This is a genomic window from Deltaproteobacteria bacterium (assembly GCA_016235345.1).
Lineage (GTDB): Bacteria > Desulfobacterota > Desulfobacteria > Desulfobacterales > Desulfatibacillaceae > JACRLG01.
Genome location: JACRLG010000026.1, coordinates 7,480 through 32,224, shown reverse-complemented (window position 1 = coordinate 32,224; position 24,745 = coordinate 7,480). Strand labels below are relative to the sequence as shown.

The following is a 24,745-nucleotide window of genomic DNA, read 5'->3' as shown; positions in this document are numbered from 1 at the left end:
CTAGGAGACTTCCCGCAGCACTTTTCCGTCTGCATCCCGTATCACGAGCCTTAATCCTATGCGCCCCGGAACCGAATGGGTGGCGCAGGCAAGGCAGGGGTCGTAGGCCCTGAAGGCCATTTCCACGCGGTTCAGAAGCCCTTCCCTTACCTCGCCGCCTTTTATGAATTCCTGGGCCGCCTTTTTCACAGAAAGGCAGATGGGGGCCGCGTTGTGCTGGGTGGCCACAACAAGGTTGATGAGCGTGAGGAATCCCTTGTCGTCGGTTTCGTAGTGGTGGAAAAGCGTGCCGCGCGGAGCCTCCACGCAGCCCACTCCCTTCCTTTTCAGGTTTAAGTTCATGTTGCGGATGTCGCGGCTCGTGAGTTCCGGCATATCCGCAATGATCTTGTTGTGCTCCGCCGCCTGGAGGGCGCAGATGAGCCGGGCCCAGTGCATGGCCAGCGTATTGTGCACGGGCTTTCCGCCCAGGGTGTCGAAAAATATCTCGTATTCCTTCTGGGCCAGGGGGGTGGCCATGCCGTCCGCCACGTTGAGCCTCGCCAGCGGCCCCACGCGGTAGAGGGACGTGCCCTCCCCCTCCACCAGGCCCTTCCAGCCAAGATTCCTCAAATGGGTGAGCTTTATGTAATTCCAGGGCTCCACCCATTCCCCCACGTGGCTCACGTAATCGTCCGGGTCGAAAAAGGCGATCTGCTCCCCCCTGGTGTCGATCACCCTCACCTTGCCCTCGTAGAAGGACGCCTTGTTGTTTTCGCCCACCAGGGCCATGTAACAGGTTTCGAGAGAATAGGCCGGATTTTTGATGAGGGCCAGGCATGACTTGTCGCCAAGAACAAGGTCTTTGAAGAGCTTGATGGCGAACTGGGCGAAATCCTGCGACATGGAGGCCGTCTCCTGGATGACCGCCCTCTCCTGCTCGGTGATTCCCCTTGGCATTCCGCCGGGAAGCCCGCCTTCGGGATGCGGAGCCTTGCTGAAAAGAAGCCTTATGATGTCGCGGTTTCTCTTCCTTATATCGATGACCTTTTCGCCGATTTCCCGCCCCACCTTTCCGAGAAGGCCAAGAATGTTGCGCTCGGCCACGGGCGCGTCCGGCCCCAGGATGAAATCCGGGGCCGCCAGGAAGAAGAAATGGATGTAGTGATCCTCGATGTAAAAGGCGTTGTACTCAAGCTGCCGCAAGAGCTTGGCCGTGGGCGTCGGCTCAACTCCCCACACCCGGTCCAGGGCCTTGGTGGAGGCCATGTGATGGGCCGAGGGGCACACGCCGCAGATGTTGGGAACGATCCTGGGCATTTCCTCGGACGGGCGGCCAAGGCAGAAGACCTCGAAGCCGCGCAACTCCTCCACCTGCCAGAAGGCGTCTTTAACATCACCCTTGTCGTCCAGGATGATTTCTATTTTTCCGTGGCCTTCAAGCCTCGTCATCGGGTTTATGGTGATCTTTTTCGTCATGTTCCCCCGCCGTGAGATTTAAGCCCGCACCCTTGGATGCCGGGGCCTGTTGCAGAAGCCAAAAAGCCTTAAGGTTTTATTCGATTTCGATCCAGGCCCTCAGTCCAGCTTCTTTCTCCCCAAAATGGAGGATGGCTGCGTAAAACGGTAAATGGTTCCAGCCGGGTCCGGTACGCTTGCGGCCAGTTTTTGCAGGGACGGCCCATCCGCACTGTTCAGCATGGAGGCCAGGGCCGAAAGAAAGCGTGTGCCGCCGTCGTCCACGCCCGGCACCGGGCCGAAACAGCCCCGGCAGGGCATGTTTATGCGGATGCAGCTTTCGCCGCAGCCTCCACGGGTGGCCGCGCCCAGGCAGAGGATTCCCTCTTCCAGGAAGCAGTAGTCCGAATCGGTTTCCTTTTCGTGGACCCTCTTGAACTCGCCTATTTCCAGTCTTTCCGGCTTTTTCTTGGCGCGCGGGCAGGTGTCGCACAAGGCCCGGCGCGGGGCGAGCGTCGAGCCCTTGGGCGGCAGGTCCCCGGTAAGCACCGCGTTCACGGCGTTTAACGTCAGGTTGTCCGGGGGCGGGCATCCCGGCAGGTAGTAGTCGACGTCGATCACCTGGTTAAGCGCGTAGACGTGCTCGTACATTTCAGGAAGCGTTATGGTTTCGCCGTCGATCTCGGTCTTTTCCTGGGGGATGTTGCCCTTGGGATTGACCACCGTGGGGGCCTTGTGAAAAACCCAGTCGTAGATGGCCTTTTTGCTCACCATGTTGGCTAGCCCCGGAGTTCCCCCGAAGCAGGCGCAGGCCCCGTAGGCAAGCACGAGTTTCGCCTTTTTCCGCAGCATGTGCGCGATTTCCCTGTGCTCGGAAAAGCGCACATGGCCGCTTATGATGGCAAGCGCCAGGGACTTGTCGGGAAGCGCCGCCACCGAGTCGTACTTGTAATCGAGAGCCACCGGCCAGAGCACTATGGAAACGGCATCGGCGACGTCCAGGAGGGCTGCGTTCAAGTCCACCACGGCCTCGTCGCAGCCTCCGCAGGCCCCCAACCAGCAAATGGCTATTTTGGGCTTGTCCGGCAATTTCGTTCCTCCCGATTATGTTGGCCTGTTGAAAAAGACCGGTTACCCATCCCCGATATTACGGGGAGCAGGGTTTAGTCCCATTTTGCGAAGTCCAAAAAACGTTGCGAAACACGGACCACGGCGTTTTTCGGCAGGCGGTCACAGGACCGTTACGGGTCCCAGCTTCTGAATGTCCTGCCTTAAATCCGTTACGAGCTTTTGGATGGTTGCCCCGTCCGGGTCGATGTCGGAGACTATGCGCACGCGGCTGGCGTCTATCCCGTGCGCCGTAAGGACGCTCTGGGTTATAACCGCCTTGGCCTCGGTCTTGAAGTTGCCGTCCTGGAAATGGCAGTTGCCCTCCCGGCACACGAGGATCAAAATCCCGTCCGCCCCCTTTTTGATGGCGGAAAGGATGTGCCTCACCTCGATCTTTCCGCTGCATGCAACGGGTATCCATTCCGGGGTTTTGGCCTCGTCGAAGCGTTCGGGAAACAGGTAGCCCCAGCCGAACTTGCACGCAAAACACACGATCCTGGGCTTATAGGTATCCAAGTTGAACCTCCGGAAAAAATTGCCTTTTCGCGTTTTTCGACCGCCTCATACGGCAAGTTGGTCAAGGGCCGCCGTAATCTTCGATTCCGTTTCGTCGCCCGTAAGCACGCGGGCTCCGGACGGGCAGGCCACAACGCACATGCCGCAGGACTTGCACTTGAAGGAGTCGGTGAAAGCCACCTTTTTGTCCCCTCCGGCTGGCTTCAGATGGGACGCGTCGTAGTAACAGGCGGTCACGCAGATGCCGCAGCCGCAGCATCTGTCCTCCATCACCTCCACGGTGGGAAGCGATTTCTGAATCCCCACCGAAACGCAGGCCTTGCAGGAGATGCACGGGCCGCAGGCTGTACACCGCTTGGCCTCCTCTATAGCCTCCTTCAGGGTGAAGCCGCGCTCGAAGACCTGGAAGTGCATACGCTTTTCGGGCGGAATCCACAGAACTTCGGGTTCGTCAGAGTAGAACCTTCTAAGAGGGATGTCCTGTGTGGCGAAAAAGCGCTTCCTGCCCTGGCCCAAGTCCAGTCCCTTTATGTAGCGTTCTATGGATTCGGCGGCCACCAGGCCGTCACGCATGGCGTCCACCATGAAACCCGGACGCTTCAGGTCCCCGCCCACGAACACGTAGGGGATGCGTGTGCTTTGAAGGGTGAGGGGGTCCACGGGCATCCTGCCCCTTTCATCCAGAAGTCCGTCCTTGCGCACGCCTGCAAGATCGGGCCCCTGCCCCACCGTGATGATGAGGACATCGGCGTTTATGGTGAGAAGGTCTTCCATGTCGAAATTGGGATTGAAGCCCTTGTCGTCGAATACATTGGTGCAGGCCGGGCATTCGAGGCCGGTCACCTTCTCGCCCTTGCCGAGGATTCGGCTTACGCCCCGCGAGTAGAGGGTGCGGACCCCCTCCTCCCAGGCTCCCCGTATCTCCTCTTTGTCTGCCGGGATTCCGTCGCGGCTCGACTTGTCCTCGCACTCCAGGCAGACCAGGGTGGTGCGGCCTCCCATGCGGCGGGTGGTGCGGGCCACGTCGAAGGCCACGTTGCCGCCGCCTATCACCACCACTTCCTTGTCCTTGAAGTACTCGGCCTGGATGTTGCCGTGGCTGACTTCATAAAGCAGGGTGTGGCCGTACATGACGCCGGAAAAGTCCTGACCCTCGACCTCCCGGCCCTGAAAGGCAAGCGTGCGGGGCAGAGGCGTGCCCTCGGCCACGAACACGGCCCGGAACCCCTGGTTCTTGAGCTTTTCGAGCGTGAGGCGGCCTTCGCCCACGCGGGCCTTGTACTTTACGTCTATGCCCGCAAGCTGCACCATGTTTTCCACGCAGCTCGTGAGCACGGTTTCGGGAAGCCGGTAGCGCGGAATGAGCCACAGGGCCCCGCCCAGGCGCTCGGAGGCTTCAAAGATGGTGACCCGGAAACCCCTCTTGGAAAGGTCGTAGGCGCACATGAGGCCCGCCGGGCCGCCGCCCACCACCGCCACGTTTTCATTCTGCTTTGAAAGGTTGAACTCGGATTTCTGGTTCAAGTAGTCGGTATAGGTGTCCGAGATGAAACGCTTCAAAAGCCTTCTTTTTATCGCCCCGCCTTTAGCGTGGTAGTTGCATTCCAGCTCGCAAAGGCCGCACACGTAGCCGCACACCGTGAAAAGGGGGTTTTTCTCGTAGAGGTAATCCCCTATCTGGATTATGCCTTCAAAGGCCCGGTCCGGATTTTCGGGAAGCATGGCGATAAGCATGTTGGTGCGCTGGATGTCCTCGTTGATGGGACAGCGCACCTGGCAGGGCGGAAGGAATTGCCTTACCGCAGGCTCCACGCCAGCCGTGCCGTTGGTCACCGTTTTCCACATTTGGGACGCCTCCTTGTCCAGTTTTTACGAAAATACCGCCCAAAAAAACGATCAAGCCGTTTTGCGCGAATATGCCGCCCGACATGCCTGAGCGCCCGTTCGCTCATCCGTGATGGACATCAGCCTCCATCACGGCTTTTCAACTGGCCCCGGGGCTGAGGCAGGCAATTACTCTTTTATTATTCCTCATAAAGCTACAGCATTTTATGTGCCAGAAATCACCATGCCGGGCTTACGGCTCACTTGGGACGGCCAGTGGCAATCCCCCCCGTAAGGGTTTCATTTTATCAAAATCATCTGCCTGCCTGGAGGAATCGGATACGTGTCGGAATTTTTTACGCATCGTAAACAAATGAAACGATGGGCAGGAATTGAAAATTTCCGCATGACAGTCAGAGGCAAACCCGAAAAGGCCTTTTAAGGCAAAAAGCCTTCCTGTGGTTGTAGCCGTAAATATTGAGCGCGGGTTGGGGGATGATGGCGTCGTACCTGCTGCCGAAGGCTTCACCTGAGTTCACTACGGAAATTCTGTTGCCGATACGGACAAAAAAGGGGCATGGGAACCTATTTTCCCACACCCCAGTTTGCAGCGGTTTTCATTTATGTAAAATTGTCGGCTATTTCACTCTTACGGAAAACGTGGCGCTTCCTGTGAGGCCGGATTCGAGGGCTCCCGTGAAAACCACCCGCACGTTGGTGACTGTGGCGTCCGGGCCCGCGCCGACGTTGTCGTTGGTCCAGGATATGCCGCCGTCACGGGACACCTGGAACGCGGCCCCGGTAAGGCCTGCGGGCAGGACGGTGGAGCCGCTTTGCAGAACGTAGGAAGTGAATGGCGAGATTTGATCGTAGAGAACAAAGGTGTAGAGGGGAATGGCCCCCTTGTTGAAATATGTTGTGGTGTAGGCGATGTTGTCCCCGGGCTGGACGTGGACCGAAGGGGCCGGGACGGAACTTTTGGTGAGAATCAGGTCTCCGGCCACGACCTGGGTGGTGTCGATAACCGCGGGGGCAAGGGCTATTCCGAAATCGCGGGCGGTTGCCGTGATGCGGGAAACGTCCATAGTGCCGACAGGGGTGTTTGCTGGCGCGAAAATCTTGATCGTGAAGGACACCTTGTCAAGGGCCCCGCCCGCCTCTGTGAGGTCAACGTACGGAAGGTCCACCCCCATGACGTTTTCCACGGGCAAAAAGGCGGTCATGTTCTGATCGTAAATCAGGTAATTCCAGGTGGATGTACCGGACGCAAGGGTGATATAGAACCTGTTTGGCCGGGAGCCCCGGTTCACAACCTCATGGGTGTAGGTTACGACCCCTCCCGGCTCGATTGTGCCCCTTAAGTTCGGATGAATCTCGAATGAGTCGCCGGGGTTGACGAAGACCTCGTCGGCAATGGAGTCGCTCGCGCCGTTGTTGGCGGATGTGGCGGCAAAGGTGATTCCGTAAGGGTCCTGAAACAGCGGAGTGCCGGTGTTTGAATCGTAGAACGCATCGGTGGGAACGAGCACGCGGGCTATCAGCATGGCGTAGCCCGCTGCCGCAACCGGGTTGGTCTGTAGCGTCGGAATAAGTTCGGAGTCATCAAGAACCGCGTTTTCATTTGCATCCAGGTAAAAAACCACGCCCCACCCTGCTGGCAGAACCGGGGTTGACATCGTGTAAGTGTCGTATGCTCCGCCAGCGGCGGCGGTGTTCTGCACGATGAGGGGAAAATCCGCGTAGGAGCCCGCGTTGGTTGTTTTGGATACCAGGGCCTCGATCACGGCCTTGGCCGCGTCGGTGTTGGCCAGATTCATGCTGGAGGCCGTGGTGGCGGAAATGGTGTCCGCTGTGGAATCCGTCTTGGTGGGATCGGCAACCGATGTGGCAGTCACAACGATGTTTGCGGGAACCGCCGCTGTCGGCTGATTGGCAGGGATGGCCACCCTGATCACGAGATCGCGGGTGTCGCCCGCAATCATGCTTCCGGTGTCGAAAATTCCGTCAAAACCGGTGTCGTTCAACGGAGATACGCCGTCCGCCTTCAGGATTACCGCCGTCCACCCGGCGGGAACCCCGGCGATGGTTATGTTGAAGGTATCGTCCGTTCCTCCGGTGTTCTCCACCCTGTTGGTGAAGTACACGAAGGTTCCGGCCAGGCCGTTGGCCTGGGTCTGGAAATCATTGGTGACTCCGCCGCCGTCGTCCGGGGGTGTTTTTGGAGGGGGGGACGCGAGATAATCGGTGTCCCGTATCACCACGCCGTAGCCGCCCGGCGGAGTCACCAAAGTGTAGACAATGTTTGAGCTTGAGGTCTGGACAGTGGGGCCGGTGTTGTCCAGGTAACTGAAATGCGCCTGATTCTGGAAGGTCTGCCGGGTGAGCGGCGCGGTTACCGAAAAGGCCAGGGACACCGTGGCCCCCACGGGGATATCGTAATTGGTTCCGCCGCCGTTGCTGGTGATGTAGCCGATGACCGTGGTTACGGCGGGCGGGATGGTGTACCAGTTCCAGGTGGTGGGGTCGCCCGCTATGGGAGAGCGGTCGGAATAGATTATGGTTCCAAGGTTGGTGGATGTGTCGTTTGCCGTGGGGGCCGGAAGGGCTATTGCAAGCGGAAGCCCGGTGTCCTGGTTCGTGGGCAGGACGTCGTAGAGCAGAACGCCGGAAAACGGCGTTGGAACACCGGCCACGTCCACGGTATAGTTGCGGCGGACCGCCGTGTTGGTGCCTGAGTTGGCCGCCGTAACGGAATAGGCCACCGTGTTGCCGCCCGTAACTTCATGTTCGGGATTGGCGGATTTACGCACCACCATCACCGCGTCGTTGACCGTTAAAGCGCGGGACACGTTGCCGGTATCTGTTTTGGTGACATCTCCCGTGCTTGCGCCGTCTATGCCGAAATTGGCGATCCGGCCCGAAGGCGTGCCCGCCGGAACCTTTATTATGACCAGAAGGTTTGCCGGTTCATCGGGGTTGTAGCTTTTGCCCAGGCCGAAGCTCTGGATTTCCACCGCGTCGATCTGGTTGTCCGCGTCGGCGTCCACCCAGCTTGTGACCACGACGTCGGTTCCGTCCACCACGCCGTTGTAGTTCAAGTCGTTGTAGACATAATAGCCCGTGGGGCCGGAGGGGGTCTGGGGATAAAAGGTGCTTGAAGCAAAATCGAAGGTGGGGGCGATTGTGGCCGAATCCTGGGTGTTGCCGGTAAAGGTCAGGATGTATGGGAACACCACGTCGAGACCGGCCACGCCGTACTGAATCTGTCCGGGTGCCGCAGCTGTGCCGTCCGGCACTATGGTTATGCCGAAAACCGGCAGAACGATCATTATGATTTCGTTGGAGCTTGCCTCGAAATCCTCGCCCGCAAGGCTTTTGAAACTCACCACGCCCTGATTGCGGATGATGGTGCCGGCAGGGGTGGATGCGGCATAAACGGGTGCAATCCCGACCGCCAGGAGCAGCAGAAGCGCGAGACCCGGTAAAAACGCAATATGTCGCTTTCCGTTTTGCATTAGCTCACTTTATCCGCACCTTGAATACCACCTGCTTTATTTTGCCCGGTTCAAGAACAAAGGTTGGGGCGTTACCCACGTATTCCCAGCCGAGATTCGTCACCTGGGCCGCCACCGGGTCGGAGGCCGGTTCGCCGTCGGTCCAGGCTGTTCCGCCGTTTGTGCTGTAGGAAACCTTGAGTTCCGGGTCGTTCACAGCCGGAGCGACAGCGTTGTCATCGGTTGAGCTGTTACGAACGTATACCGTGTTTTCGGGAATGGGGTCCATGATAAAGACGCTCATCACGCCCTCATCCCCGTTAACGTAAACCGTGAGACGCTGGTAGACTTCGGTTCCAACGTTCACGTTGGCCTCGGTTACGTAGTTAACGCCGTCCGTGGACACTTCCTTGAATATCGTGACCCTGCCCTCCTGGACAACTGTGGTGTCGGTGTTGAAAACGGTGTTGGTAGCCCCGGTTGCCGTAATGACAATCACGTCCTGGGTGAAGGCCGGGGTGTTCTGGGGTATGAAGGCCTTTAAAATCAACTCCTGGGTTGTCCCGGCGGCCACATTCACCGTGCTCCCGCTGGTGATGGGGCTTCCCGTTATGTTGCCGCCGCCGTCTCCAAGATATAGCATCCACTCCCAGGCCCGGGTTGAGGGGCCGAAGGTGATGGTGACATTGTCCGGAGTAGTGGCTATGTTCCTCAAAATGTGGCGGTAAATCTTGACCGCTCCGGGCGCGCCGTTTTCGGTGTGATCGGGCTCGAGAAGTATTCCCGTGGGCCGGAAAACGTGGGTGACCCGGTTTGAAACCGCCGAATAGCGTGTTCTGGGGGCCACCGCCGCGTTGTAGTAGTAAACGGTGCCGAAGTTCTCGAACACGTGGTAGAAGGGTATGGCCCCGCCCGCGTTGAAGGTTCCCGTCACCCTTGCAATGATGGTGACGGTAACCTGGGTGGACGATGGAATGCTGGTGGCGGTTATGGTTATCTGTTCGTTCCTGGCCCCGGCCCATGCGATGGCCGTTCCGACGCCCCCCGCAACGGTGATGTCCGTGGCGGGAGTCACCACTTCCAGGCCGTCGGGCAAGACGTCGGTAAGCTCGACGTCGTACATGTTGGCGGTGATGGACGGGTTCGGTATCACCAAAGTGTAGGTTATTGTGTCGCCGATTGCGACGTAGGAGCCGGGAACAGGCACGGCTGACTTTAAGATGTGCGAAGCCTCGGTCTGCAGAACCACCCAGGCCGGGCCGTGCGGGCCGTAGGACTTCCTGCCCGTGCCGCTGGTGGGCTGGGCCGTGGGAAGGCTCCAGTACTGGTTGACCTGGGCCGAGTTGATGAGGGTCCCAGCGCCAACTCCCAGGTCAACCCAGGCGCGGTAATTGATGACGAGGCTTTCCGCGCCAGCGATACGGGCGTCGTAGTTACCGGCAATGGCGTCATAATTGGTGGTCAGCGTGAAAAGGCCGGTTCCGGCGTTGTAACCTGAGGTGTAATCATTTGCAGTAAGCACCCGCCCGCCCGCCGTCACCGAAATTATCACCGGCGCGGCGTTTCTCATGCCTATTGGAAGCGTATCCTGGAACGAGAGATCGTAGGCAACGCCGTAGGTGAAGGTGGCTGCGTTCTGGTTGGTTACGGTTACCGTGTAAACCACATCGTCGCCCGCGTTGACCGGGGTTCCGCTGGGCTGGTCCGAAACCTTGGCCACGGCCAGGCGCGGCTGCTGGACATTTATATTGCGGGTGGCCTGGATGTAGGGCCGGTCGATGGCTCCCGCCACTGCGCCCGTTCCCCGCTCAATAGGACTCGTTTCCTGGGTGTCCCAGAAGCACCGGGCCGTGTTGACAAGGGCCGGGAGATCGGTTGAGTTGTCGGTAAAGACCGGCGTCCCCGCCTTGTTCGTCTGTGAAACGTAGGCGTTGAAGCGTACTGTGGCCGTCTGCTGGGCGTTGTTGTTGTTGACGATGTCCGTTGCCCGCCAGAACCAGGTTTCGGTGGTTGCCGGACCGGTGTCCGTCGGCCCCACGGTAACGGGCACGGCCAGATTGCCGGATGCGTAATCGTCGGACCCGGCCACGCGCCGGATGCCGGCGGGAAGGGCGTCCACGTAGATCACGTGCGGGCTGACCCCATCGTTGCCGTCGAAGAGGGTGCTGTACCGGGGCAGCGTGACAACTATGTCGTACCTGAAAATTTCCCCCACCCTCACCCTTGCGCTGGCCGCAGCGTTTATGTTGACAGGAACGGCCAGCAGGTCGCCGTCTATGTCGTAAAGTCTGTACTGGTTCTTGACGATGGTGGCGTGTGCTATGCCGGCCTGCTCGGTGACCGGCCCCAGATCGGCGTAAGCCAAGCCCGGCGCGGCTTCCGCCGTGGAGCTGCGCTCGCGGGTGTTGGGAGCGGGCACTCCCGCGTCCGTCATGAGGTCGTTCAAACTGGAATAATCGCTAATAATCGCGCTGTTTCTCATGTACCGGCCCGCGCCGGAGAGCCTTGTGACCTGGCACCAGTAGGTGACGGTCATTGTGGCCCCGGCGTTCAAGTGGCTGAATGTCACGTCCAGGTTGGGCGAAGTGGCATTGACGGTTATGGCAGGGTTGGAGCCGTCCGAAGCAGTGGCCGTTATGGGGCCGGTGACTCCCAGAACCGCGCTGACATAGGTCATCTCAGGCGGCAGGGTGTCAACCATGTTGATTTCGTGGGCGCTGGAATTTCCCGTGTTCACGAAGGTAACGGTGAAGCGCATGAAATCGTCCGGCCACACAGTGTCAACGCCTGCTACCGTTTGAAGGGTCGGTCCTGCGGTGTAATAGTAATAGGTCGCCGTTCCCCTGGCGTTCCTTACCGTTGTGCCGTCGCTGTCGTAAAGATCGTTGCCGTTCGCCACGTTGCCCGACGCGAACTGCTTGGCAAGGGTCGCCAAGGTGGGCTCCACGATGGTGAAGTAGACCGGGGTGCCTGTATTGGAGCTTCTGGTGACGCTGGTTCCGGCGTCGTCGTTCTTGCGGTTCCAGGTGAAGGAGGCGACGTTCCCCATGGAGTCGCCCCGGCTGACGCGGCTGTTGCCGTCGGCGTCCACCGAGCCCGTGGCCGATACGAAGGTCTTGTCCACGGTGCAGATTATCCGCACTATCACGGTGTTGTTGGCGGCGATGGTGACAGCCGGGACGTCGCCTATGGTGCCGGAAACCGTGTATGTGCCGTTTCCGTTGGCGACAGGAGCTGCAAAGGAGCCGGTCACGTTCGCGCCCACGTCGTTTGAATAGGCCCAGGCGGCGCTTATGGCGGTGAGGCCGTCCGGCACGGTATCGGTAAATGTGAGATCGTAAACCGTCAGGTTCTGCGGAATGACCAGCCGCGCCTTCCAGGTCACGCGCTCGCCGATGGTGGCCCGGCCTGAATTATCGGAAACCTCCACAGGGTCCTGGGCCGGAAGGGTCTGGCGCATGGTGACCGCTTTTGTGGGCAGCGGCGAGGCGGTCTGATGGGTACATGTTAGGGGCGCAAGATAACTGGGATTCCCGACGCCCACCGTGTTTCCGTAAGCTCTGTCCTTGTTGGGCCAGGGGGCAGGGACTGTGGCCGGGAACGAGGTGTAGCTCGACACGTAGCCGTTGGTGGTGAAGGACGTGTCGGTTCCAACAAGGCCGTCAACTATTGTGCGGTAGGTTATCTCAAAATACTGGCCGCGCAGGAGTTGGGCTGCTGCGGTCTGGAGCAGGGTAACGGTGTAGACGCCGGTGGCCTGCACCCAGCTTGTGGAATAATCCACCCCGGCGGTGAGGGCCGCGCCGTTGGCCGTTATGGCCTGAATCTGCGGGCCCGCAACGTCGCGCATTTCAAGCGGAATATTGGACACGAAAACCAGGTCATAGGCGGTGCTTTTCGTCGCCCCCGCCGAGCCGGTGTTGGTGGCCCGGACCGTATAGTCTATGGTCTGGTTGCCTATGACGTTGGCTCCGCAGGCCGGGTTTACGCTCTGCCAGACATGATTGGCAGTTAAAATACTCGGTTGGGTGAGGGTGTAGGTCAGGTTCGCGGGATCGAGACGAGGCCGGTCGTGGTCTGCCACGTCGCCCCGCTCCACCGCAGTTGAAGTGGTGTCCCACACCACCCGGCTGGTGGAGGTGAGCGAATATGAAAGGGTGTTGTCGTTGTAATCGGAATAATCGTTGGTGGCCACTGCGAAGAAGACAAGTTTTACGGTGCGGTCAGCGCCATCGGAGTTCGTTATGTTGTCGAAACTCCATTGCCAGTTCTCGTGCTGGGCCGTTCCGGTGTTGGCGACGCCAAGAAGCGAAAGGGCCGTGGTGAGCGTTCCGGTGTTGTAGATGTCCTGGCCCGCCACGCGGGAGACTCCGTTCGGAAGATTAGCCTGAAAATAAAGTGGGACGAGGCTGCTGTTCCGCGCAGGAAGGCGGTGTTGTTCCAGATGGGAATCTCCACCTCGTAGCGAAGCACCTCCCCTACCCTCACCTCTCCGGCTGAAACGCTCTGGGGCGCGATGGGGCTTCCAGCGTCGTCGAAAATCCGGTAGACGGAAAAGGTGGCGCTTGTGTTGCGTACGCCCACCATGGCCGTTGCGGGGCCAAGGTCGCTGTAGGCCGGATCGGAGGTGGAGTCGCGCTCAAGGGCCTCGTAGGGGTTTCCGGCGGGCAGGGTCGAATAATCCGTTTCGGTGACCGAGTTTATGAGAACCCTGCCTATGGCCAGCCCATTATCCACCGAGTAGCGATAATCGATGGTGAGGGTTTCACCGGGGTCCAGGCGCTTGACGGTTATCTGAAGATTGGGCGCGGTGGTGTCAATTGTGTAATCGGTGGTGAGGGCAAGCGCGCCCCTTATGGAGCCTGTGACCGACACCACGGAGTTGTAGGTCATGCCGCTTGGAATAACGTCGGAAATCACCACGTCGTAGGCCCTGCAGGCGGCGTCCGTGTTCTGCACCGTCACCCTGTAAGTGACAAGGTCGCCCGGAAGAACCACGTTAAGGCCTGCGGCGGTGATGGGGTCCGGGTTGATTCCGTCATACCAGTAGAATGTGTCCGTGCCGCGCGGCGTGGATATTCCCTGAACCGCCTTGGTGAGGTTTGCAAGGGTCGGTTCAATTATGGTTACCGTGGGCGCTGCCCCGGTGCTGTTTGTCTGCGTGGTGGCCGGGGTGTCGTTTATTCCGTTCCAGGTAAAGGAGCCGGTGTTGTTGAAGACGTCACCCCTGACCACGTTTGTTCCGCTATTGTACTTCTGGTCAACGGTGGCGGTGACCGTAACCGTGACCGTGTTGTCGCCGGTTGTGGCGTTGGCCTCTACGTCGCCGATGGTGCCTGTAACCGAGTAGGTGCCGTCGCCGTTGGGGGTTATGGTGAGCGCGCCGGTTATTGCAGGCCCGCCAGCCGGGTTCTCGTAGCTGAAGCCCGCCGATTGGACCGTGAGGCCATCGGGGAAGGTATCCGAAACGGTCAGGTCAAAGGCCGCCGAATCCTGGGGCACAACATAGGTTAATGTATAGGTTACAAGTTCGCCTATTGTCGCCTGATTGGCCGTGGGAGTCACCGCGTTGGCGACGGTTTTGCCAACTGATACCGGGCCTGCCGTGTGATGGTAATTTACAACATTGCCGGTGGCAGCATAGGAGCGGTCAACCTCGTTGGCGGCCCCGGCGGAAGGCAGGCTGGTGTAAGAATTGATTCTTGCACCGTTGGTGAGAATTACATTGACGCCAACCGCTCCGTCCACCGTTGCCCGGTAGCTTACAATCAAAGCCTCGGTTGCCGCTATGGTGGCGTTGGCCGTGGAAAGAAGCGTAACCGTAAAGGTTCCGGTTCCCGCAACCCAGTTCGTGTTGTAATCCACGCCGTTTGTAAGATTGCGCTCGGCCACCCGGTCGCCGGATGTATCCACGCCCACAGTGATGTTGGTGAGGCCTGCCGTGCGAAGCCCCACGGGAAGAACGTCAACGAAAACCGATTCGTAAGCCGGGCTGTTGCCTGAATTGCGCGCGCTCACCGTATAATCTATGGTATCACCACCCTTGACGAGGCTACCCGGCGTGGGGGTTCCTACCGGCACCGCTGTTTTCTGCAGGTCAACAGTACGGAACCGGGATGCAATCACCGTCACCGAGTTGGTTTCGGCAAGGTTGACCGGATGGGTGGTGGAATTGAAAGTTGTCGCGTGATGCACGAAGGAAAGCGCCGCCGTGTTTGTGAGCACGTCGCCACGGTTGGTGGCGTTGGCCACCCGCGCGATTACTGAAATTGAAATCGTCTGCGCGCTGTTAATGGTCCCGCCGCCCAGGTTCCATGTGAGCACCTGTCCCACCACAGAATCCGGCGCGGGGACAGCCGACACATAGGTCATGTTGGCTGGAAGTGTGTCGGTGAGGGCCACCGAAGTGTACGGCCCGTCGTCCGTGAACCTTGCCTCTATGGTGTAGGTTATGGCGTTTCCGTGGGTTGCGTTGGCCGTGGTGTTGGTTGGGGCGTTTGTTATGGAAGCCGGGGTGTTCACAGACGCTATGGTTTTTAAAACCTCGGCTCCGGCAAGGTAGCCGATGCTCTGATCGTTGGTGTACTGGCAGACGTCGCTTCCGTTAAGGTCAACGCAGTAGCCGTTCACCGTCACGGTTGCGCGCAAGTCTCCGCCCGCCGCGAGCACCTGGGCTGAATACACCCAGGTCTGGCTCGCGCCGGGGGCCAGGCTGACGGTTCCCCGGTTCCAGGTGGCGGTGTTTCCGGCAAGGGTGTTCTCCGCCGTGCCGGAAACCCTGGTCATGAGGTTGTAACCGTCGCCAAGATTCAGGTTGAAGGCAAGGTTACTGGCCGTGGCGTCGCCCCGGTTGGTGAGGGTGAAGGTCCACTGAATCGTGTCCCCGCCCTTGGCCAGGGTGGAATTCACCGAAAGCGCGGAGACGTCCACGTCCGCCTGCTCCGGGTTCACGGACACCGATGCCGACGGCGAGACAACCACGGTCCCGCAGGAGTCGTCGAAGCTGCCGTTTCCGGCGGCTGAAAAATCGGCAAGCGCCCCCATGTCGTAAGGGTTCACGGGGTCGTTGGCGGAGCCGGTGTCGCAGATGGTGGCCCCGTCCGTGCGGTACCGGGCTACGATGGTGACCGTTTCGCCAGGCAGGATCACCGCTTTGGCGTCCGGGATGTTGCCGGTATCGGCCACGCCCCGCCAGTAAACTGTAGCCCCCACCACATTGGGCTCTTCTTCCGCCTCGGTAAGGGTGATGGCTGCGCGCCCTGCGTTACCTGCGTATGAGAATGTCGAACCCAGGGTTGCAGTGCTGCTGTCGTAAAGATACCCGGCGGGAACCGGAAGGTTCACGTTGAACCCGTAAAGGGTGTAATCCGGGTTGGGGTTGGTGACCGTCATGCGAAGCGCGCCCAGGCAGCCTGTGAACTCGCCGCCCGGAAGCTCCACCACGGAAATGGTTGGAACCCCGTCCGGCGTGGTGCGCAGGTCAACCGCCGCCGAGTTGTTGCCGTTCGACCCCGGAGGCCCGCCCACCGTGCAGCAGCCCCATTCAGCCGTTGCCGCGTTGGTGGTGAGCACCGGAGAACACGAGTTGACCGTGGCCGTGATAAGCACGGTGACCTGCTGACCGTCGTCCAGGTAGGTGGTTTCATCCACCGTGGTTCCGGGGTCGTCGGTTTTGTTGGTGTTATTCAGAAGAAGGGTAAGGGGGTTTCCCGCAGTGCCGTTTCCTGACACGAAATTCATGGAAACGCCCGCAGAGGATTCCGCACCCACGTTGGCCCAACCGACATAGGTCACGTTTGCGGGCAAAATATCCTTAAGGGTCACAACCGGGGCCGATCCGTCGCCGTTGCTGGTAAGAGTCACCTTCCATTCAAGGGTCTGGCCGTTTTCGCCCCGTACGATGGAATTGGTCCATGCTCCGTTCCATGGCGCTCCGGTCGGGTTCCTGCTTTGGACCAGGACATCCACGTTGGCGTCCGAGGGAAGCTCTGTCACCATGTTCAAAGATGAAGACGAAAGCGGATCACCCATGTTGGCGTGATCGCAGGGCTTGTCGAAAAAGACCTCGGCCTGGGCCTGCCGGCTGCCGTTATAGTAATTGGTGGCTTCGGCGCAGTCGGGGATGTTGGCCTCAAACTGAATCTCTATCTGTGCTCCCGGCTTCAAAACCATGTGCCGCAGGCCGTCGGCGTCGGCCTCGTGGCCGTCGGTGGTGGTTATTATGGAATCGGCTTCGGAATTGTCATTGTTGGGGTCCATGAAATTCCAGGTTATGACCCGCGTTCCTGCATTATAGGATGTATAGCCTCCCGGCCTTGGGAAATTGGCCAGGGGCGCGTCCCAGGTTCCGTCACCGTTCTGGTCTATCCTGTACTGGGGGGTTCCGTACAGCACGAGACCGGGGGGAAGGGTCTCGCGGGCGATGGCCTCGTAAACCTCGGAAATCCCGGAATCGGAAATTCTTATGGTGAAGGTTGCGATTGAGCCGCAATAGTCCAGAAAGGATGGAACCGCCGAGTGTTCGGTGACTATGATGCGGCTGTCTGCCACGCGCACGTCCGCCACTTCATCCAGGGGCAGGCTCGCCTGGCACTGGGTGGTCTGGCCCGCGCAGCCCCACGTGGCGTCAACGATTTCAACGCTTTTGTTGGTGCAGCCTTGGGCGCGCATTGTGAAATCAACATAGGCCTGCTGGCCTGGCGTTATCTGATCAAAGGTGAACGTGACGTGCTGGTCGTCAATCACGTTCGACACCATGTTCGTTCCAACGGGAAGCGTCTGGGTATGGGAGTAGTAATCAAGGTCCGTTCCGAAGACCAGGGGAACCACCGCGTTGTAAAGGGTGCCGTTGCCGGAGTTTAAGACGTAGAACCTCATTGTGGGGTAGCCGTCTTTGATGAAATAAATCTCAGGCGTCAGCACCACCTCCATGTTTGCGGACCTGAACACCGCAGCAGCGTAAGCGCCGCTGGATGCGTTCGCCCCGTAGCTCGACCCGTCGGTTACATTGGTGCAGTTGGTGTTGGTGTAAACCGTTGCTGCAAGCGAAGTTCCGGGCAGGGAGCACTTCTTGGTAAGCTCCACTTCGATGTAGCCAACCGAATTGAGATCACCGAAGTCCCAGCGCAAAACGTCGCCCACCACCGTGGGGTCAAAGGCCGCCACTGCGGCCCCGGTTTCGTCGGTGAACCCGGAAAAAGTCACCGTGCTGCCGCTGGTCCAAGTGTACTGTGCTCCCGCCCCAAGCGTATTGAGGTTGAGTTCCACACGGGCGTCGTAGGTGGTCCAGGGGGTGCCGTTTCCAACCGTTATGCGGAAGGTGGCGGTTTCGCATTTATCAACGAAACTGGCGTTGCCGGTGCGCTTTGAAACACCAACAGTCGCGCCTGAAGGAACGATGGCGGCTATCGCGCCCCAGTCGTAATCTTCGGGCAGTGCGCTCACGCACCCGCCGCCGGAATTGGGCACCGTTATGGTGTGATGATTGATGAAGGAGCCCGCAGCACCGGCAGGGGCATAAAGGGTGTAGCTGATTGCAAGTACATAGCCGTCCCTGGGTGTTCCGTAGGTGGCCTCATTGACCCCGCCGAAATCCAGGGTGAAGCTTCCTCCGTTGTCGGTTACCGTGACCTGGCTTGTGATGTTGTTGCCATTATAAGTAATGACGAGATTGAGCCTTGTTGCCAGGGAATCGCCCATGTTCACCGCCGCCGGAATCTGGAACCCGCCGTCCAGGTGCTCGGTGAAGCTTATGTTGTTGCCGCTGCCGTCGGTATTGTCCCAGGTGTTCGGAACGGTGACCGCGTTGTTGAAGTCTATGGAGGCTGATACGTTCACGCCGCCGTTTATCAAAACGTTACCTGAGCCGTCCTCGGTGACCGCGCAGGTTTCTCCCGAAGCGGCGGCCACCAGCCGGTGGTTACTATTATAATTGGTATAGGTGATTATTCTGGTCTGGTCCTCTATGACCTCTTCGCTCGTGTTGTTAATGTAGACCGAAGCACCCGCAATGGAGCCGTTGCCCAGAATCACGCAGCCGTTGCAGTCGTTGGCCGTGAAGGTCATGGTTGCAGTGTTGCCGTAGGTCTGGCCTCCCGCGCAGGTTTCGGTGGGAGCATTGAAAGCAAGAGTCTTGGTGACGCTGCCGCCCGCCGGAATCGTTATGGCGTTGCCGTTGGCCACTGTGAAAGTGACGGTATCGCCGTTGTTGGTGCCTCCGTCCGGATTGGTGCACACGAAGTTGCCCCACCCGTTGGCCGTATCACCTGCGTCCGGGTATTCATCAACGACTTCCACCGTAAGTGGCGAAGTATAATAATTGGTGACGGTGAAGCTCCAGCCGAGGGTTCCACCCACGCTTGCGAAGATGGGACCGTTTTTTACGATGGTGACCCTGGGCCGGGCCGCCACCGCGAAGGCCCCAAGCGCAGTCCCTGCGGTGAAAACATTATCGCAGTCGTCCACATATTCCGGCTGCACTATAAGGCCGCCGCCCGCGCCGCCTGCCGCGCACCCGGCTCCTCCGGTTTTCACCGAGTAGGTGAAAACTATGTTGTACGAGCCGCTTGCGGCTATGTCGTCACTGGTTCCGTCCGAGTCGGTGTCGGCTCCCGAAGTCAGATGAAACTCGGTTACAGCACCATTTTGAACATAGGAGAAATTGCTGGCCCCGGTGGTTACTATATCCAGATTTGTGTAGTCGAGGCCAGTGATGTTGACCTGTACGTTTCTGGCAGGCCCCGTGCCGTTGTTGGTGACAGGTATGGTTACAGTGGTTCCAGTGCACCAGGCAACCGAAATGGCCGGGACCGACACTGAAACAAGCGGCGTCTTTAATAATATGGTGATGGATGAATTGGAGAGATTGGTTTCCGTGCAGGACGGCGCGCCTCCGTCGTCCGCGCAGCCCCAGGTGTAGGAAGCCTGATTGGTAAGATTGACGCAGTCGGAAATCAGAAGGCGTATCTTGAAATATTTCGTGGTTCCGGCTGCGACCTCGCCGGAGTTCCAGGTATAGACGCCGCCTGACAGGGTGGGCTGGGGAGCAAGAAGCACGTCGCTTGAATCATAAAATAAAATGTTGGAAAAACCGGTCCCTGCGGTGAAGGAAACATCCGCGCCGTTTTTTAGGGAGCCGTCTCCCGTGTTGACGACGTTGAGCCTGAAAACAGCCGTGTCGCCCCTTGCCGCCAGAATGGTTGTGGCTCCGGGATTTGCGTCATCCTCCATCGTGATGTTCACCACCGGGTGGCGGACCACGATGTGCTCGCCAATAGGGGTTATCACGTTTTGGGACGGGGTTTCGTAGGTGACGGAGGCCATTACCTGCTGCATGGATATTGCGTTGCAGCTTGTGCGCAGGGTCATCACCAGGGCCTGGGTTCCGAAACCGGCGATGGAGCCCACGTTGAAAGTTACGGTGTGCGCGCCTGAATTGTAGGTCCCGGCTGGGACGCTCGAAACGTAGTAGTAGTCCACCGGAATGGTGACCACCGCCTGAACCGAATCCAACTGGTTTTCATCGTTATTGGTGAGGGTGACGGTTTCCGTGAACTCCTGGCAGGAATTGACGTATGTTCCGCCGCCTTCGGGCAGGGTTTCAACTATGGTGAAGGTGAGCGGGCAGCGAACCGTGACAAGGGCCGAATCCGCAAGGCTGCACGAGGGGGCCCCGCCGTCGTCGGCGCAGCCCCAGGTTGCCCCGGCGGTTGCGGCAAGGTCCGCGCAGGCCGTGGTGGAGCAGCGGATGTAGAAGACCTCTTGGCCGCCCGCCGCGATGACGTCTGTTGTCCAGGACGCCACGTTTCCTGCGTCGGTGTATATTACGCTGGTTCCCACCGAGGTGTCGTTTTTAATGGCCACCAGGGTCAGGCCCGCGCCGTAGGCGAAGGTTACGGGAACGCCGGTTACGGTTCCGCTTGTTCCGGTGTTGAGCACCGTCATCTTGTATTCGACGGTCTGGCCGGATTCCTCCCAGATCACCGTGGCCCCGCTGGTGAATTCGCCAAGGACCAGATCGAGCGTAGGGCTTGAAAGGGTGATGTTGCCGGAGTTGACTGCAGAGGTTGAATGCTTCGGGTTGGGCTCGCTTGGAAAACGCCTGTAATCGGCCCTTGCGGAAAGATGGGAGCCGGAAGCTGCTGAGCACGCGGGCCTCACATGTAGCTCAAAGTTCTGTATTCCTGAAGCCGCAAGGGTTCCAACGGCCCATGTCACCGTATGCGCGCCGGCGTTATAGGTTCCCGCCGGGCTGGATGAGATGTAGTAGTAATCTGCGGGCAGGCTGACCACGACGTCCGTGTCGTATAGGGCAAACGCAGAGTCGTTGTTGGTTATGCGCACGTCCGCCCTTATGTCCTGGCATGCGGCTGTTGACGTTGGATTGAGATTTGTGAAGGCGACGGTGGGATCGGGCTGCACGCCGTTGCCCGCTCCCTGGCTTATTTGGCCGCCGGTGCGCCTTATCCACCATGTGCCGCTGTTTTCATCCGCCCCGTTGGGATAGAGCGCCGTGGAGTCGCCCTCCGCATACCCGGCTATGGAAATGTCGCCGGTCCAACTAAGTGGCCCCGGACAGGCCTGGATTGCCCCTCCCGAACCATAAGCGATATAGTCAATGGCTGTTCCGCCCGCGTTTTGAAGAACGAGGTCGTCGCCGGTGTTGTCAAGCCGCGCCAAAGCCTGATTTGCATAAAGATTGGTGGCGGTATTAACCCCCGCGCCCATGTGGACGACCACGTAATCCCCGGCAGCAAGTGTAAAGACAGGAAAAGTGTATGAAAGCGCCCCCTGGTTGGTTAGCGCGTAGTTGGTCATCACGATGGCTGCGGCGGAGTCGTTGTAAATCTCCACACATTCGCCGTCAAGCTCGGTTCCCGACGGGTCGAAGACCACCTCGTTTATAACGGGGCTTGCGTGGGCCGCTCCGGCCAAAAGGAGCAGAAACGCAACAAGGGTTATGATGACGTATTTTCTCATGCCCACCTATCCGCCCGACCCGGAAGCGGTCTTTTTGGGTCTTTCCATGCGGCGCAGAACGCCGAACAGGCTCTCGTCGAATTTCCAGTGAATGCCGGTGTACCAGCCCTTTTCCCAGTGCTCGGCCCTTGAAAAGTCCTCGTCCTCAAATCCCGCGAAATTGTATCCCGCCTGAAGCTGGATATCCTCGAATATGTTGAATCCAACCCCCACCCCATAGCCTATGTCATGGGTAGCGGTGTCATACTGGGAGAGCCAGCGCCCGCCGGTGGTGAAAAAAAGCCTGTCCGTGGCGTTAAAGCGCAACCTTGCGGCCTTTACATCGGTGAAGGTGTTTTCCGAGTAACCGGAAAGCACCTGTCGGCAGGCGTACTTGGATTCCAGCATAACCTTGCGCACCGGCTGGTAATGGGCCTCCATGGAAAACATGAGGCGGTTTAAGCGCGTGCCCTCGGTGGCCTCTATGTTGTCCTCGTACTTGAACTCGATATCGCTTATCACGTTCAGCCGGTCGGCGCGCACCGGGCGAAACGCCCACCCCATCAGGACGTCCGCTATCCAGCCGTCGGCATCTTCGTCCTTGTCGTAATACTGCACGGTGTTCCGCGCAAACAGGGTGTGATCCAGGCTCACCTTCACGGCCCCCGAAAGCTCGCCAAGATAGGTGGTTGAGTTCTCGTCGTCCTTAACTTCAAACCTGCCGGAGGAAACCGACTTTTCGTCCCTGGGCCTGTACTCGAACCCGCAGGTTCCCGCCCAGGTATGCGGCTCTTCCTCTTCGCCCCTGGAATGGACGGTCTGGGATATTTCACCGGTGGCCAGAATCCTGGTGGTGGGGCTTATCTTGTGATGAAGGTCAAGGCCCACCCCAGCCCTGCCCCTTGGCCCGTCCGTTGAATCCTCCAGGGTGTAGCGGGCGAAACCCGAAAGGCTTTCGCTGAAGGTGCTCTCCACGCCCGCGACCACGTTGGCGTCATAATCGCCGTCCTCGGCCTTCCGCCCTTCAACCCCAACCGTATATTTGGTGGCATCGTCAACCGCATAGGTGGCCTTCAACTGGCTGTGGGTTGACTGGATGGATGTATACTCCCCGAAGGCGTGCTGGTGTAAAAGGGTTACCCTGAGCTTGCGGGTGACGTCGAACCCGGCACCCGCGCGCGCCACCACAGAGTCGGCGAACTCCTCGGCCTTGTTGGCGGTGTCCCAGGTTTCCTCGGTAACGTAGCCGCCGCCCAGCAAAAGCTCCGTCTGCCTGTACTGATATATGAAGTCGTGCAGATAGACGTCCCGGCGGCTGTCGTCGTTGTCGTCGTCTTCGGTGTAGAACTCGTCCTTGATCTTAAGGCGCTCTCCCAGCTTGAACGTGCCTTTTAAGCCCATTGTGGTTCGGCCTGCGGTTACGCCCGAAAGGTTGGGATTGTCGAAATCGAGCCCCACATATTTATAATATAAGGTGAACTCGGCCCAATCCAGGGTGCTTTTCAGTTCCACCAGTTGGGCGTTGTCCTTTAGGCCGTCGCGGTCTTCCGATTCGGCGTATTCACCCCTTAAAACCACCTTGGGAAAAATCTGGATGGTGGCGTCCACGCCCTCAATGGTGTGGTCCGCCGGGGAGCCTTCGTCCCTTATGAAGCTTGCGCCCGCTTCGAGACGCCGCCCCCTGGTGTGAATGGCCGCCCGCCCGCCGTAGGTGTTGAAGTCCTTGTTCTCCCGCGAATCCACCTCGTACCGGATGACTATATAAACCGGGTTGAAATCGTCATCGAAGCTCGCCACAGGCTTTTTGAAAAGAAGCCTGCCTCGCTCGTAATCAATGGTGTAGTCGGTGTACCTTGTAAGGCTTTGGGTGGAGACTATCGTGTCGGGAAAATCCCGGTCACGGGTTTCAATTACGATCTGTTCAGTGTTTTCGATAAGGCCCGCGTTCGGCAGGTGATAGTAGCCGCTGGTGCCATCGCCTGGTATTTCGGCCTTTACCTGGGCCTGATCGTTTCTGGCGAAAAATCCGTGAATGTCAACATATGAGCTTTCAACGTGGAGTTTCGCGCCGGTGAGCGCCCGGTCGTAGGCAAGAAGATCGGTCTTGTCCAGCTCGGTGCGATAGTCGCCGTACATGGCGTAGGAGGTATTGCGCTCCAGTTTGACGAAAAGCTTGTCCCGGCTCCTTGCTTCATACTGGGGCCTGGATTCGTCGCCGAAAACCGGGTAGTAGCGCATGGGGTCCTTTTCCTGGAAGGCCGCCGTGGTGTCGCGGTCCTTTTCGGAATCGTAGGCCGCCGTGAGGGAGACATCGGCGGGCAGCTTGCCCTTTACGAAAACCGCCGTGCGCCCTGCAAATTCGGTGTCGCTGTCCTCGGCTCCGCCGTCGGCGTCGCTCTCCTTGGATTCCGAGCCCGAAACCACGCCGGACGCCACGCCCGTAACTATCCAGTCGCGCAGGAATGGCTTGTACTGGACCTTCACCTGACGTTCGAAATCACCTGCCTTTATGGTGACCGTGCGGATTTCCGCGACGGATGCGGCGGAAAGCCTCAATAGGGCTGCCCCGTCCCGAATGGTCACCTGGACTCCCGGCTCCATGGGCCGTAAATCGGGAGTAAGGATGTCGCCCCGGTCAACGGACGCAGTTATTACCGCGCCGACTGCGGTGGGGATTTTATTTTCATCAAGAAGGGAAATCCGCAGAGTGGGCTCGGTGCGGGCGTCTGCCATGAGATTTTCCGGGTCCATGGAAACGGTCATTTCCTTGGGATCGTCTGCACGGAAAACCGTGATTTCGGAAAATGCCGTTTTGCCGTTTCCGGGTATGACAGTCTCGAACCTTAAGGTGTTTTTGCCCTTTTCGAGCGGAACGCCCACGTACTCGTAACGGGCACGCTGGCTTCTGGTGTCGTAGGTTTTCTTGCCTATCCTGTCTTTTTCCACCACAACGCCATTAATAAGAAGCTCGAACTGCGCAGAAAGCGCCGTACCAACCTCAACGGTTATGGCGGAGCGGCTTATGTAGCTCTCGCCGTTTACGGGCCTGTAAATTTCAGCAAGGTTAAGCATGTCGGGCGCGGGATGCGGCGTGGGCAGTTCCTCCGGGTCAGCGTCCGGGCTTCTTTTAAGGCCCACGTCCACCACGGCCCCGGTGGGATTGAGTTTCACCTGATGAATCGGGTAACCCGTGGTGCGCTCCCGCATTATTATCTGCACCTTGGTGAGATTTAAGGTCTCATCAACCTCGGTGCGGATGGATTTCACGTTGCCTTCCACAAGCTCCATGATGGCGGGGCTGTGGTTGACGGTGATGCCGGGCAGGTGGACGTTTATTATGCCGGTCTGCGGATCGAGATAATGGGTTGCGTTGACGGGGCCGTGCACCGGGATGGTGATTTTAAGCG

At 59.0% G+C, this 24,745-nt stretch carries 7 protein-coding genes and 1 pseudogene (1 of these 8 cut by a window edge); all 8 read right to left on the bottom strand.

The window, feature by feature from the left end; genetic code table 11:
• Positions 1 to 1,458: a Ni/Fe hydrogenase subunit alpha gene (locus tag HZB23_13310; GenBank protein ID MBI5845635.1), complete on the bottom strand. Its 1,458-nt coding sequence runs from the start codon at positions 1,456 to 1,458 to the stop codon at positions 1 to 3.
• 99 nt (positions 1,459 to 1,557) lie between these two features.
• Positions 1,558 to 2,526, bottom strand: coding sequence for an oxidoreductase (locus HZB23_13305; protein ID MBI5845634.1), 969 nt, complete (start codon positions 2,524 to 2,526; stop codon positions 1,558 to 1,560).
• A 141-nt stretch (positions 2,527 to 2,667) separates the two neighbouring features.
• Positions 2,668 to 3,063: a hydrogenase iron-sulfur subunit gene (locus HZB23_13300; protein MBI5845633.1), complete on the bottom strand. Its 396-nt coding sequence runs from the start codon at positions 3,061 to 3,063 to the stop codon at positions 2,668 to 2,670.
• A gap of 45 nt (positions 3,064 to 3,108) precedes the next feature.
• Entirely contained in the window at positions 3,109 to 4,908 is a 1,800-nt protein-coding gene (locus tag HZB23_13295) for an FAD-dependent oxidoreductase (protein MBI5845632.1), read from the bottom strand.
• 617 nt (positions 4,909 to 5,525) lie between these two features.
• Positions 5,526 to 8,402: a hypothetical protein gene (locus tag HZB23_13290; protein ID MBI5845631.1), complete on the bottom strand. Its 2,877-nt coding sequence runs from the start codon at positions 8,400 to 8,402 to the stop codon at positions 5,526 to 5,528.
• Between the two features lie 4 nt (positions 8,403 to 8,406).
• Entirely contained in the window at positions 8,407 to 12,741 is a 4,335-nt protein-coding gene (locus HZB23_13285; GenBank protein MBI5845630.1) for an isopeptide-forming domain-containing fimbrial protein, read from the bottom strand.
• Positions 12,624 to 21,359, bottom strand: a complete 8,736-nt coding sequence (locus HZB23_13280) for a DUF11 domain-containing protein (protein MBI5845629.1) — start codon at positions 21,357 to 21,359, stop codon at positions 12,624 to 12,626. The genes HZB23_13285 and HZB23_13280 overlap by 118 nt, the downstream gene beginning before the upstream one ends.
• 6 nt (positions 21,360 to 21,365) lie before the next feature.
• Positions 21,366 to 24,745, bottom strand: a pseudogene (locus HZB23_13275) (DUF11 domain-containing protein); it runs 2,836 nt beyond the window's last position.

Bases quoted from the DNA above. Each gene is read 5' to 3' on its own strand.
- HZB23_13310 (MBI5845635.1), bottom strand. From the start codon at position 1,458: ATGACGAAAAAGATCACCATAAACCCGATGACGAGGCTTGAAGGCCAC.
- HZB23_13295 (MBI5845632.1), bottom strand. From the start codon at position 4,908: ATGTGGAAAACGGTGACCAACGGCACGGCTGGCGTGGAGCCTGCGGTA.
- HZB23_13290 (MBI5845631.1), bottom strand. From the start codon at position 8,402: ATGCAAAACGGAAAGCGACATATTGCGTTTTTACCGGGTCTCGCGCTT.
- HZB23_13280 (MBI5845629.1), bottom strand. From the start codon at position 21,359: ATGAGAAAATACGTCATCATAACCCTTGTTGCGTTTCTGCTCCTTTTG.